This window comes from Streptomyces sp. NBC_01460, assembly GCF_036227405.1.
Taxonomy (GTDB): domain Bacteria; phylum Actinomycetota; class Actinomycetes; order Streptomycetales; family Streptomycetaceae; genus Streptomyces.
This window is the reverse complement of the sequence record NZ_CP109473.1, coordinates 5642025-5655059: the sequence shown is the minus strand read 5'-3', so window position 1 is coordinate 5655059 and position 13035 is coordinate 5642025. Positions and strand designations below refer to the sequence as shown.

Below are 13035 nucleotides of genomic sequence, written 5' to 3'. Positions count from 1 at the left end.
TGCAGAATAGGGACGATGCGGGGGGAGCGGGTGGAGATCGAGTTAACCGGCCGGCCTCGGCAGTCGGCAGCCGGGCGGGGACAGGGATCCGCCCCTGCCGGCCTCCTGGTCATGCTGGCCGTCGAGGACGGTACGCAGGCGTTCGACGCCGCGGTCGACGAGCAACTGCGGTCCGTACGGGCCTGGTGGCAGGACGGCCCGCCGGGAGCACGCTTCGACGTCATCGAGACACGCGAACCCCGGCGTCGGCACGATGTCGAACTCTTCCTGGAGAGCACCGGGTTGCGCGAGGCCGAACCGGACGTCCCGCTGGTTCTCTTCGTCACGGGACACGGCTTGGCGGGTACGGGATCGCGTCACTACCTGCTCCTCCCGGAGTCGGATCGGGGCCGCCTGCTGGCGACGACCCTGCCCACCTGCGACATCGTCGTCGCGGCCCTGGACTCCTGTGCGCAGGACGTCCTGGTCATCGTCAACCTGTGCGAGGCGGCCGGTATCGGCAGCGAACTGTTGTCCTCCATGCGCGACCTGGCGCCCGGCCGCGAGCAGAAGAACAGGCTCAACGTCCTCGCCACCACCGGTGACCGGACAGCTGTGCTCGGTCTCGAGTTCGCGACGATCCTCCGGGAGGCGCACGCGTGGTCGCGGAGGGCGGGCGGGATCACCCGGCCCCATCTGTCCATGGCCGAGTTCATGGAAGCGTTACGGGCGGCGACGGACACCGTCAACCTGAGGGACCACCGCAGGATCGAGGGTCCCCGCCCCATCCTGACGGCGAGCCTCGACTCCCCCACGGCCTCGATCCCCAATCCGGGCTACCTGGCCCAGGTGTCGCCGCTCGACGACGACCTGGAACCGGGGAGCTCCGGGGCCGGCGGGCCGGAACCCGGCCACTGGCTGGAGAAGGCCAGTGGCCGCCCCAGACCGGAGGACACCGGCTGGTACTTCTCGGGCAGGGAGGACCTCAACCGGGAGGTCGCCGATTTCCTCCAGGGTCCGCCAGGTGTCCTGATCGTCACCGGCACGGCGGCGAGTGGGAAATCGGCGGTGCTCGGGCGGGCGGTGACCCTGAGCGCGCCGGCCTTCCGGCTCTCCGAGGGGTACGACGCGGCGGTACGGGACTCCCCGCCGGCGGCCGTGCCTCCCGACGGCGCGATCACCGCCGCGGTCAGCGCACGGAACCGCAGCTCGTTCGACCTTCTGGAGGCCCTCTGCGCCGCACTCGGGGCCGGGGACCGGCACGTGGAACAGGGCGACGTGCGCCAGGGCCAGGACGATCTGCGCGCCCTCCTCACGGATTCCGCCTCCGTGGTCACGATCGTGGTGGACTCCGTCGACGAGGCGCTGAGTCCGGCCCGTTGTGTGAGTGACGTCCTGGCTCCGCTGGCCGCTCTGATCGTCCCCGGACCGGCTCTCGGCCGGGTACCGGACCAGACCGGCCCCAGGCCGCGGGGTCCCCTGGGCGGCGGCCTGCGCCTCCTGCTGGGGGTGCGCAGCTCGAGTCCGGGCCCTCTCGCCCCTGGGGGGCTCCGCGGGACGAGCCTCACGTCCGTGCTGCACGCCGCCTTCCCCTCGGCCCGGGAGCTCCGTACGGACGGCGAGGGTACGGAGAGCGACATCGACCGGTACACCCGTGCTCTGCTGGAGAACGCGGCCGGCTGGGGCGAGCCGGAGCGGGCCGAGGCGGCAGGTCTCGTGGCCCGGCAGGTCCAGCCGTCCTTCCTGGATGCCCAGCGCGCCGCGGAGCAACTGCGCGTGGGCGGACCGTCCTTGCTGCGCGACCGGGAGTGGCTGGCCCAGCTCGCCGATGGAACGGCGGGGCTTCTGACGGCCGACCTGCGCGCGGCCGCGCGCGATCTTCCCCCTGCGGAGGCGCTCGCCCTCCTGCGTGCGACGGCGTTCGCACAGGGCCGGGGCATGGCCTGGGGCGAGGTCTGGCCGGCCGCGGCCGGCGCGGTTCTCGGCCACCCGCTGGCGGGGGCCGACGGCAAGATCGACAGGCTGCTCCACGGCTCGCTCTCCGGATATCTCAGCCATGACGTGGAGGACGAGCGCGTCGTCTACCGCCCTGCCCACGCACGCCTGACCGACATCCTGCGGCGTAGCCCGCCCTGGACCGACGACACGGCCGACGGGACCCCCGCTGCCGACGACGCGGAACGGAGGTCCGACGGCCCGGCCGCCGGGGACGAGCGAGCGGCCCACGCCGCGATCAGCACCGCCCTGGCACGCACCTCGGAGCGGACGCAGGGGGACCCGCCTCCCCCGTACATCCGGCGCCACCTCGCGGAACACGCACGGCTGGGCGGTGTGCTGGACGACGCCCACGTGCCGGTCTGCGTACTGCCGTGGGAGACGAGTGGAAGCATCCGCGGGCTGCTCGCCTCCACCACGGGTGGCGGGCCTCGCGGCTGGCTGGAGGCGTACGCGGTCATCGAGCCGTACGTGACGCGGGCGGACGCGACGTCACGGCTCGCCGGCCTGCACCTCGCGCACACCGCGCTGAACCATCCCGGTGTGCCCCACTCCCTGCTGCCCGCCGGTTCCGTGCCGACCGGGTCCCTCCTGAAGGTCCTGTGGTCCCGGTGGACGCCTCCCACCAACGTGCTAGCCACGACCGCGTACCGGGTGAACGCCCTCGCGCCCGTCGTCGACGCCGACGGCGAGACGCTCCTGGCCGCCGGGGACGAACGGGGTGGCATCGAGTTCATCGATCCGGCGACCGGAGGACGCGTCGGTGACCGGCTGCTCGCGCACGACGGTGCGGTGCGCTCCCTGACGAGCGTCCGGCACCCCGCCGGCCTCGTCCTCGCTTCGGGAAGCGGGGACGGCACCGTGCGGATCCGGGACATGCTCACCGGCGGACTCGTCAGCCAGGTCGGCACTCCCGGAACGCTCTGGGCCGATGATGTGACCGGCTATCTGGACGGTGACGGCCTTCCCGTGGTGGTGTCCGGAAAGGGGGACGGCACTCTGACCCGCTGGAGCGAGTCGGGCGGGGTCCGTGCTCCGGTCCCCGTCGGACGTGCGGCCAGAATCTGCGTCACGACCGTCCGCCGCGAGGACGGAAGTCTGCTCCTGGTGAGTGCCGGTGAGTCCTTGATAGCCTGGGCGCCCTCCGGCGGGGAGGCACTCCACACATGGCCCCTTCCCGGACAGCCCGGGCAGGAGCTGCGGGTCCTCGCACCCACCCGGCGCCCGGGGGAGGTCGCGGCCGGACACGCGGACGGCACGGTCGTCGTGTGGGACGTCGCCACGGGCGGGCGGAGGGTCCTCGGCGGCCCGGGCCACCCGGTGACCGCGTTGGTCGCGCTGGACATCGGCGGGCGTCATGTGCTCGCTGTCGGCAACGGTGGCGTGATCGACCTCTGGGAGACCACAGGCACCCGCCGGGCCGGCCGCCTGTGGGGGCACTCGGGCGCGGTCACGGCGCTGGCCGCTCTTCGGCTGTCGGGTGCGGACGTCCTGGCTTCTACGGCCGAGGACAGGACGGTGCGGCTCTGGGACCGGGCCGCCCTGCTGCGCGCCCTGGACGGCGGCGGGGCCGAGTCCCGGCCGCCCGCGGTCGCGGCACTCTCCGCCGGCGGGGACGACACCCCCTTGCTGGCCGTGGCCACGACGGAGTCGGTCGCTCTGTGGGACCTGGAGACGGGAGCGTCCGAAGGCGGAATCGACATCGGCCGGACCACAGAGCCGCCCGCCCTCGTCTGGGCACGTCGCCGGTCGGGCCGGACCCTGCTCTGGGCGGCGCCCGACCACAGCGTCCGTCTGTGGGACGCGGCCGCGCGCAGGAGCCCGGCCGTCGGACTCAAGGGGCACACACAGCGGGTGACCTGCCTCGCGTCCTGCACCACCGCCGGGGGCCGTGAGGTCGTACTCAGCGGCGGACGCGACCACCGGGTCGCCCTGTGGGATCTCGACGGACCGGCGCTGATCCGCACGTGGAGCGCTCACAAGCTGCCCGTCCTTGCGGTGGCGGCGGCTTCCGGCCCGAACAACGACTGGTTCGCCTCGGGCGGTTCGGACGGCACCGTGTGTCTCTGGAGCCTCGACGGCAGTGCTCCGACAGCCGTGATCGCCTGCGATCAGGGCATGGTGAAGTCCCTGGCCGTCAACGCGCTCCCGCAGGCGGGCCTGCCGCCCTACCTGGCCAGTGGGGGGAGCGACGGATCGGTGCGCCTCTGGGACCTCCTGACGGCCGGGCCGCTCGGTCCGCCCCTGCCGGGGCACACCGCTTCCGTCGATGCCGTCGCAGCGTGGTCCGCCGAGGGTGTGGGGCCCTTCGTGGCGAGCGCGTCACGGGACGGGACGCTCCGGATCCGGGACGCGGCGACCGGCCGCGCCCTCCTTCGGCTCGCCATGACCGTGCCCGTGCGCACGCTCACGGCGTGCCCTTCCGAGGCGGAACCGGGTCGCGTCACCCTCACCGCCGCCGGGCACGCGGGCGCCGTCGTCATGGAGCTGGATCTCAGGGATCTTTGACAGCCGGCCGGTGCCTGAGTGTGCGCCCCCCAGAAGCTTGTGTGCGCCCCTCGTTCTTTGCGTGGGCGGGCCGCGCAGGAGCGAACCGCGCATAAAAATGATCGTCCCGCATCTGAGGCTGTCGCTTTACGCGGAGCCGCCCCGACCGACAGTTCCGCCCGTCCGGCGACGCGCCACCCGAGGCGGCCAGCAGCATGGTGACCAGCGCTTCCGTGCGCCGTCCACCCGAGTGAGGAGCCGTGCATGACCGTACGAGGAGACCAGCCGGATGTCAGGCTGATCCCCGCACCCGAGCGGGGCGTCTGGCGGCTCGGAAAGGTCCGCGAACCCCTGAGGTACGAGCAGATCAGGCGCGACGACGCGGACAGCTCCGCCGGTAACCAATGGAGCCTGGTGGGCTACGGGACCCTCTACTGCGCCTCCGAGCAGGACGGCTGCCTGGCCGAAGCCCTCGCGCCGTTTCGCGTGCACCCCGACTGGCGGGACCTGGCGGCCGCCGACTGGGAGGACGGCGCGCCCGGCCTGGTCCCCCCGGACTGGCCGACGCGGCACACACTGGAGCGCTTAGAACTGTCCAAGGACGCCAGGTTCTTGGACGTCGACGACGAGCGCACCCTGACGACCCTGTCCGACGAGCTCAGGGAGACCCTGAGACTCAACGGGGTGGACAAACTCGCTCGCAACCACATCGAGGGCTTCAACCGGAAGATCACCCGCGCCATCTCCGCCTGGGCCATCAGCCAGCGGGAACCCGAGCAGGGCGGCCGTCTCGTCCACGGGATCGCCTACCGGTCCCGGCTCGGCATGCACCAGTGCTGGGCGGTCTACAACGACGTCGCCTTCACCCGGATCGAATCGAACCTGATCTTCCCGGAGGACCCGGCGCTGCGCAGAGTGGTGGAGGCGTACGACCTCCGCCTGCGATGACACCTGCGGGACCGGCGGACCCCCATCGGGAAACCACTGGAAAACCACTGGAAGCCCATGGGGAAACCACCCGGCAAACGCCGGACGCTACGTCACACCCTTGCCCCGAAGAGGTGAACATCCCCGGTGCCCACGGCGCCCAGATCCCTCACCGCCGGGCCGAACCAGCAGGTCATCACCCCAACACGCCGTCCCACACGTCAACTTGACGCTTTCTTACGTGTCTGAAACAACAGTCAAAGCGGTGGAGTTGAACAGACTTGATGGGTAGTCTAAATGCATCTTCTTCAGATGGGGGTTCGATCATGAGTGAGCAGAGGACTGTCTTAGGCGTGGCCCCAAGGCCGCCTTTCTGTGCGCTGCGGCCGCACCGAATTGCCGGCCGTCACATCGACACGGCCGCGCACCAGCCTCCATGCACCGGATCCCCGACGACCGGCAGGCATCGAGACTGAGGAGCTGGCGCGCACCAGCTCACCCCACCCGTCGCGGTCACGCTTCCCCACGGGTGCGCACCAAGAAGCGTTCCCCTTTACCCGGCACGGGTTCCCGCGTCTCATCCGGTAGTCGGCGCGCGGCGCCTCACGGTGCCTTCGCACCGCCCGTGCCCATCACCCGTCGTCCGGCACGCGACCGCCCTCCAAGGCGTGCAGCCATGACAACGAGGGAGACCCCTATGACCACCACCATGACGCAGACCGTCACGCGCACACCTCGGAGCACCGACCTCGCCGAGATCGCGCACGGCACGACCACACGCATGCGCATCGCCGAGATCGCGCGTTTCCTGCAGGAGAATCTCGGGCCTCGCATCACCGCTCGCATCACACGGGTCAGCGACCCCCGTCAGGTGGGCAAGTGGGCCGCCGGTGACACACGGCCCCGCGACGAGGCCGAAGAGCGCCTCCGCGCAGCCCTCCAGACTTTTCACGTCATCCAGAGCGCCGAGGACAACCACACCGCCCGCGCCTGGATGATCGGCATGAACCCGCAGCTCGAGGACGAGACGCCCGCCCAGTGCATCGCGGACGGCCGCTTCAAGGACGTCATGGTCGCCGCCCGGGCGTACGTCGACGGCTGCTGATCCCGCCGCAGGCCGCAGCGCGCTCTCCGCGGCCTGCGGCAGCCGCACACCTCCCCGACGGATCCGCCTGGCCGCACCATCTCGTACCAATGCCGCACGGACGTCCCGAGGACGCGTGAACGGGCAGGAAACCGGGCAGCTTCCCCGGGACCTGACGAGGTTCGACGGTGGGGGGCCGTGATGGAATCACGCGATCAGTCGGAGACACCTGAGCCCAGACCCGGGGCCGGGTGGGAGACCGTGCCGGAGCATGCCTGGGGGGACGCCGGGCCGCCCCCGCCTCCCGCCCGGCCGCCGGTGGCCGGACCGCCCCCGCCGGGTGCCGTGCCGAGGGCCGTCGTCGCGGGGCTGCTGAATCTGTCCGGCCTGGGCCTCGGCCATGCCCTCCTGCGCCGCTGGGGCAGAGCCGCGGTGAGCTGGGCGGCCACCGCCCTCCTCCTGCTCGTCGCGCTGCCCGCCGATCCGGACGGCGTGCCCGCCGCCCTCGTCGCCGGCTACCTCCTGCTGCTCGTCCTCGCGGCTGCCGACGCGGCCCGCATCGCCCTGCGTACGGATCCCGGCCGGTCGCCCCGGCCGGTCCTGGCGGCGGTGCTGGGGCTGCTGCTGCTGGGCGTCCCGGCGGCCGGCACCCTCGCCTACGGCTCCGCACGGGACGAGGCGGTGGAGCAGGAGCTGCTCGGCAGGCTGGAGGAGGGCGACGATCTGGTCGCGAAGGCGGCGAAGAACTCCTTCGTCCTCTCCGGACCCGACTACCGCCATGCGCTCTCCCTCTACCGGGAGCTGGCCGAGGACCACCCCGGCTCACGCGCCGCCGCCCTCGTGCCCGAGCGCCTGGAGGCCTATTACGCGGCGGTCGCCACGCCGTACCGCGCCGACCGGCACTGCGAGGCGGTCGAGCCCCTGACCTATCTGCGCACGCTGCCCGACACGGTGGACCGGAAGCTGCTCGGCGACCTCGTCGCCTGGCCCGACACCCCGCTCGCGGAGTCGTTGTACGGCTGCGGGGTCTCCCGGCTCGACGGTGCGGGGACCGAGTCCGGCAGCAAGGAGCTGAGCACCCTGCTGCGTACGTTCCCCGAGTCCTCGCAGGCCGGGAAGGTGGGCCCGGCCGTCAGCGCGAAGATACGACAGCAGGTGGCGGGCCTGAAGGGCGCGGAGCCCTGCGACGTCACCGACGAACTGCGCCGGACGAGCACCCTGGTCGCCGAGCTCCCCCCGACCTCCGTGCCCTCGCTGAGCCGGGAGGCGGGCACCGGTGTCCAGGACGGTGTGTACGCCTGCGGCGTGGACGAGTTCAAGGACAAGCAGTTCACCGAAGCACGGCAGACCCTGACGGACTTCGCGGACACCTACAAGGAGGACCGGCGCAGGCAGCACGCCCGGAACATCGCCATCGCGGCGGAGATCGCCGAGGACCGGCCCTCCGCGGGCACACGGCTGCCCGGGAGCGGCACGCCGGGCGGCACCCGCATGGAGCTCGTCATCAGCAACGGCGCTCCCAACGAGGTCGAGGTCCTCTACACGGGTCCCGTCACCGGCACGGTGAAGCTGAAGCCCTGCGGGAGCTGCGAGCGGTTCAGCAGCGAGGCCGCCGGTTCGTCCGGCGCGTGCAGGGCGAGCGGCACCTCGTACCCGAAGGCGCGGCTGCGGCTCCCGGCGGGCGAGTACCACTTCCTGTACAAGCACGGCACGGGGGCGACGGCTGCCGTGGACAGCTACTCCTCCGGCTCTCGCGTCCAGCCCGGCTACACGTACACGAGTTGCACGTACGTCGTGGAGAGGGACAGGTACGGGCTCGACCTCCCCACCGTGCCCGACCTGTCCGACCTGTTGAAGCCCGCGTCCGCTCCCTGAGCGGCGGGCCTCGGCCCGGCGCGGGACCGCGTCAGGCCGAGGTCCGCTTCCGGGTGCCCGAGGCGGTCTTCTTCGCCGTGGTCTTCTTGGCCGTGGTCTTCTTCGCCGTCGCCTTCTTCGCCGTCGCCTTCTTGGCGGCGGCCTTCTTCGCGGCGGCCTTCGCGGGAGCCTTCTTCGCGGGCGCCTTCTTCGCGGGGGCCTTCTTCCCCCCGCTCCTGCGTGCCGTCCCCTCCGAGGCGCCGGACCGGGTCGTGCGGCCCTCGATCGGGTGGACGTCGGCGTCCTTGCCGCCCTCCGTGTCCCCCTTCGAGTCCTGGGCGGCCCGCACACTGCTCTCCAGGGCCGCCATGAGGTCGATCACCTTGCCGCCGGGCTCCTCGGCCTCCTCCTCCGCGACGGGTTCACCGGCCGCCTTCGCCGCGACGAGCTCCTCGACCGCCTCGCGGTAGTCGTCGTGGAGGGTGTCCATGTCCGCGTCACCGAGGGTGTTCATCAGCGCGTCCGCCAGGTCGAGTTCCGCGTCGCGGACCTTGACCCCCGCGTCCGGGGCGACGCCTTCCGGAGCGCGGATCTCGTCGGGCCACAGCAGGCCGTGCATCGCGATCACGTCGTCGACCACCCGCAGCATGCCGAGCCGTTCCCGCCCGCGCAGCGCGTACTTCGCGACGGCGACCTTGCCGCTGCGCCGCAGGGCCTCGCGCAGCAGGGCGTAGGGCTTGGCGGCCGGGACGCCGTTGGCCGAGAGGTAGTACGCCGAGTCCAGCTGGAGGGGGTCGATCGCCGACGCCGGCACGAATCCCTCGATCTCGATCGTCTTGGCGGTGTGGAGCGGCAGCGAGGCGAGGTCCTCGTCGGTCACGGGGATCACCGTGCCGTCGGCGTCCTCGTACGCCTTGACCGTCCCGGAGGGCGGCACCTCCTCCTCGTCGAGCTCGCAGACCTTGCGGTAGCGGATGCGTCCGCCGTCGGCGAGATGGATCTGCCGGAAGGAGATCGCGTGGTTCTCCGTGGCGTTCATGAGCTTGACCGGGATGCTGACCAGCCCGAACGAGATGGAACCGTTCCAGATCGACCTCACCGTTTCACCCCTCGCCGCCCGCAACACCCTTATTCATGCGATTTCATGTGATTCTTATCGTATGACGCCGATCACGGAGGTGGAGGGGCGGCGCCTGGCGCTCAGCAATCTCGACAAGGTGCTGTACCCGGCCACCGGCACGACGAAGGGCGAGGTGCTGCACTACTACGCGGCCACGGCGGCGAGCGCGATGCTGCCGCACCTGCGTGACCGTCCGCTGTCGTTCCTCCGGTATCCCGACGGCCCGGAAGGGCTGCGCTTCTTCACGAAGAATCCGCCGCCCGGTACACCCGACTGGGTGCGGACGGCCCCGGTCCCCCGCAGCGACGACCCCGGTGCCCGCCAGGTGCTGGCAGAGGACCTCCCGTCGCTGATGTGGGCGGCCAACCTGGTCGTGGAGTTCCACACCCACCAGTGGCGGCAGGACTCCCCCGCCGTGGCCGACCGCATGGTGTTCGACCTGGACCCCGGGCCCCCGGCCGGCGTCGTCGAGTGCTGCGAGGTCGCCCTCTGGCTCCGGGAGCGGCTGGCCGAGGACGGGCTGTCCGCGTACGGCAAGACCTCGGGGTCCAAGGGGCTGCATCTGCTCGTGCCCCTGGAGCCCACCCCCTCCGAGGAGGTGACGGCCTACGCGAAGAAGCTGGCGGTCCAGGCGCAGGGCGCGCTGCCCGAGCTGGCCGTGCACCGGATGACGCGCGCGCTGCGCCCGGGAAAGGTGTTCGTGGACTTCAGCCAGAACGCCGCGGCGAAGACCACCGCGGCGCCGTACACCCTGCGGGCGAAGGGCAGCCCCACCGTGTCCGCGCCCGTCACATGGGACGAGATCGAGGCGTGCGGCGCCCCGGACGACCTGCTCTTCCTCGCCGGTGACATGGCCGCACGGCTGGAGCGGTACGGGGATCTCCTCGCTCCGCTGACCGATCCCGGACAGTCCCGGGCGCTCCCCCGGGACTGAGGAGGAGCGGGCGGGAACAGGGTGCTCACAGCACCTTCACAGCCCCGGGCCGGCGCGGCGAGGAAAGGCCGCAAGTGGAGGGTGGATTGTCCGGGCCGTGGTGCACACTCTGCCCAGACGCTGCTTCACGGCACGGTTCTCCGCCGTGTGGGGGCGCGGAAGGAAGACACGGGGAGGGTGTGGCGTGTTCACGGGGATCGACGAGGTCGGCTGGGCCTCGATGAAGCATGCCTACGGTCCGGCCGACGACGTGCCGGGCCTGCTGTACGGACTCGCCTCCGCCGATCCGGCGGAGCGGGAGACCGCGCTCGACGGGATGTACGGCGCGGTCCACCACCAGGGCAACGTGTACGCGTGCACGCTCGCCTGCATCCCGTTCCTCTTCGAGCTGGCGGCCGACCCCGGCATACGTGACCGGGGCGGCATCGTGGAGCTGCTCACCAGCATCGGCGGCATCGAGCTGGACGAGGACGAGGAGGACGGGCTCGACGAGCTGGACGAGGACGAGATCGAGGGCGTGGCCAACTACGCGATGGCGGCGGCCGCCGTCTCGGCGGGCTCCCCGGTCTTCTTCGAGCTCGTCGCCGACGAGGACCCGGGGGTACGGCTCGCCGCCCCGCTGGCGCTGGCCACCCTGCACACCCGGCCGGGCAGGGTGCTCGCGCTGCTGCGGGAGCGGCTGCCCGTGGAGGCCGACGACGAGGTGCGCCTCGCGCTCGTCGAAGCCGCCGGCCGGATCGCCCTGCGCCACGGACGGCTGGCGGAGCGGGTGGCGGACTGGCTGAGCCGGCTCGCGGCGGAGGCGTATCCGCCCGGACTGCGGCTGGCCGCCCTCGCGCAGCTCGCCAGGTGCGCCCCCGACGCGCTGCCCGGCGATGTCGTGCGGGTGGTGTCCGGCCTGCTGCGGGAGCTGCGCTCGGGGCCCGCCCGCGCCGAACCCTCCGCCGCCGAGCCGCCGGGCGGCGACGAGGGGGCGTCGGACCTGAGCACCGCTCCGACGCTGGTGGGGCAGTTGCGGGAGCTGTCCGCGGAGGAGCCCTCCGGGCGCGGCACCCCCTGGGCCACCGACCTGCTGCGGACCCTGCACGTCGGCCTGGACGACCGTGTGGCGGACCGTACGGCACTGCTGACGGACCAGCTGGGCAGCCCTGACCCCTGGCAGCGCGTCGACGCCGTACGGATGAGCAGTGGGCTGATGCGGGCCTGGCGCGGGGTGTACGAGGACCTGGTGCGGCTGATCGGCGCGCAGCTCGCGGATCCGGAGCCGCGGCTGGCCGAGGCGGCCTCGTACGCGCTGGAGGACCTGTTCGCCCTGGCCGCGCCCGCCGGTGACGCCCTGGCGGGGCGGGTGGCGGCGGATCCCGGGGCGTGGGTGAAGGAGTGGCCGAGCGGGCCTCCGGGGCTCGGCTCGGCGGTGAAGGCGCTGGCCAGGCTGGGGGACGCGCGGGCGCTGCCCGCCCTGGCGGCGGCCCTGGAGCGGCCGGAGGTGCCGCACGACGTGGGCTTCGCGATCAGGTGCCTGGGTGCTGCCGCCGACCCGCTCGCCGGGGCGCTGCGGCGCAGGCTGGGCGAGGTCGCCCTGGACGAGAGCGCGTACGACCGGGCGAGCCCGCTGCTCGCGGGGCTGACGGCGCTGCGCGCGGGCGAGGCCGCCCCCGAGGTGCTGCGGGTGCTGCGGGGGGCGCCCGAGTACCGGGGTGAGTGGCTGCGGACAGCGGCCCTGCGGGCGCTGGGCTCGTTCGGGCCGGCCGCGGGCTGCGCGGTCCCGGAGCTCCGGCGGCTGGCCCGCGGCCCGGGGGTGGCGGCGGCGACCGAGGCGGCCGAGGCGCTCTGGGCGGTCACAGGCGACGCCGACGCGGTGCTGCCGGTGCTGGCCGAGGGGCTGTGGGCGGAACAGGCGCGCGACTGCCGGGCTGCGGCGAGCGCGCTCGGTGCGCTGGGGCCCCGGGCCGGGGCGGTGGCGCCGCGGCTGCGGGCCCTGCTGGCGCACGACGAGCTGTGGCTCCGGGTCGAGGCCGCGATCGCCCTGTGGGAGATCGCGGGACGGACCGCCGAGGTGGTGCCGGTGCTCCTGTCGGCGTGGGAGAAGAACTGCCATGTCAGGGTCCGGGTGGCGGAATGCCTGGCGCGGATGGGCCCCGGCGGTGCAGGCTCTGACGCGACACGGGTGCTGCGCGCCGAGCTCCTGTCCGTACGCCGCCACAAGGCGATGGACGGCGGATACGGCAGCCACGACACTTATGAGGACGAGAAGCTGCTGGCACTCTGCCGGCGGGCGCTCCTGGGAAACACGGGGAAAGGAACCACATCATGATCATTTTCGGTACGCGGGGCTATCTCTACCAACTGGCGGTCCTGACGATGGTGTGCGGCTGGTGCGGGAACCCCGCGGCGCACACCCTCCGGAAGCGGGTCACCAAGTTCACGCTGTTCTTCGTGCCGCTGTTCCCCTTCTCCACGAAGTACGCGACGCAGTGCACCTTCTGCGGAGGGGAGCGGCAGATACCGAAGGAGCAGGCCGAACAGCTGCTGGCACAGGCCCAGGGCGGGCAGGACGGCACTCCGTACGGGACGCCGCAGCAGCAGCCCGGTTACGCGCCCCCCGGCGGCCAGAACCCCTACCAGAGCTGATCCGTCGGGCGGCTCCGGTCGAGG

General features: G+C 72.6%; 8 protein-coding genes. 7 read left to right on the top strand and 1 reads right to left on the bottom strand.

From position 1 onward, the window contains the following. Window positions 1-15 precede the first annotated feature (15 nt). The 4 genes from OG488_RS25660 to OG488_RS25645 all read left to right on the top strand — a co-directional run bounded on the left by OG488_RS25660 (window position 16) and on the right by OG488_RS25645 (window position 8347). Window positions 16-4482 carry a WD40 repeat domain-containing protein gene (locus OG488_RS25660; protein ID WP_329232856.1) on the top strand — a complete coding sequence of 1489 codons (4467 nt, stop codon included), beginning with the start codon at window positions 16-18 and terminating at the stop codon, window positions 4480-4482. 243 nt (window positions 4483-4725) lie between these two features. Then, window positions 4726-5409 carry an RES domain-containing protein gene (locus OG488_RS25655; RefSeq protein WP_329232854.1) on the top strand — a complete coding sequence of 228 codons (684 nt, stop codon included), beginning with the start codon at window positions 4726-4728 and terminating at the stop codon, window positions 5407-5409. Window positions 5410-6085: 676 nt separating this feature from the next. Beyond that, window positions 6086-6493: an XRE family transcriptional regulator gene (locus tag OG488_RS25650; RefSeq protein ID WP_329232852.1), complete on the top strand. Its 408-nt coding sequence runs from the start codon at window positions 6086-6088 to the stop codon at window positions 6491-6493. Between the two features lie 180 nt (window positions 6494-6673). Further along, on the top strand, window positions 6674-8347 hold the full coding sequence (locus tag OG488_RS25645; RefSeq protein WP_329232850.1) for a hypothetical protein: 1674 nt from the start codon (window positions 6674-6676) through the stop codon (window positions 8345-8347). Between the two features lie 31 nt (window positions 8348-8378). Here the strand turns inward: OG488_RS25645 and ku are convergent, their stop codons facing one another. After that, window positions 8379-9425, bottom strand: a complete 1047-nt coding sequence (ku, locus tag OG488_RS25640; RefSeq protein ID WP_329232848.1) for a non-homologous end joining protein Ku — start codon at window positions 9423-9425, stop codon at window positions 8379-8381. A gap of 61 nt (window positions 9426-9486) precedes the next feature. Between ku and ligD the strand changes: the two genes are divergently transcribed. The 3 genes from ligD to OG488_RS25625 all read left to right on the top strand — a co-directional run bounded on the left by ligD (window position 9487) and on the right by OG488_RS25625 (window position 13011). Next, window positions 9487-10380, top strand: coding sequence for a non-homologous end-joining DNA ligase (gene ligD, locus OG488_RS25635; protein WP_329232846.1), 894 nt, complete (start codon window positions 9487-9489; stop codon window positions 10378-10380). Between the two features lie 184 nt (window positions 10381-10564). Continuing rightward, entirely contained in the window at window positions 10565-12694 is a 2130-nt protein-coding gene (locus OG488_RS25630; protein ID WP_329232844.1) for a PBS lyase, read from the top strand. Beyond that, on the top strand, window positions 12691-13011 hold the full coding sequence (locus tag OG488_RS25625) for a zinc-ribbon domain-containing protein (RefSeq protein WP_329232843.1): 321 nt from the start codon (window positions 12691-12693) through the stop codon (window positions 13009-13011). The genes OG488_RS25630 and OG488_RS25625 overlap by 4 nt, the downstream gene beginning before the upstream one ends. The last annotated feature ends 24 nt before the right edge of the window (window positions 13012-13035 follow it).

Excerpts from the sequence above, each read along its gene's own strand:
- OG488_RS25660 (WP_329232856.1), top strand. The coding sequence starts at position 16 with ATGCGGGGGGAGCGGGTGGAGATCGAGTTAACCGGCCGGCCTCGGCAG.
- OG488_RS25655 (WP_329232854.1), top strand. The coding sequence starts at position 4,726 with ATGACCGTACGAGGAGACCAGCCGGATGTCAGGCTGATCCCCGCACCC.
- OG488_RS25650 (WP_329232852.1), top strand. The coding sequence starts at position 6,086 with ATGACCACCACCATGACGCAGACCGTCACGCGCACACCTCGGAGCACC.
- OG488_RS25645 (WP_329232850.1), top strand. The coding sequence starts at position 6,674 with ATGGAATCACGCGATCAGTCGGAGACACCTGAGCCCAGACCCGGGGCC.
- ligD (WP_329232846.1), top strand. The coding sequence starts at position 9,487 with ATGACGCCGATCACGGAGGTGGAGGGGCGGCGCCTGGCGCTCAGCAAT.
- OG488_RS25625 (WP_329232843.1), top strand. The coding sequence starts at position 12,691 with ATGATCATTTTCGGTACGCGGGGCTATCTCTACCAACTGGCGGTCCTG.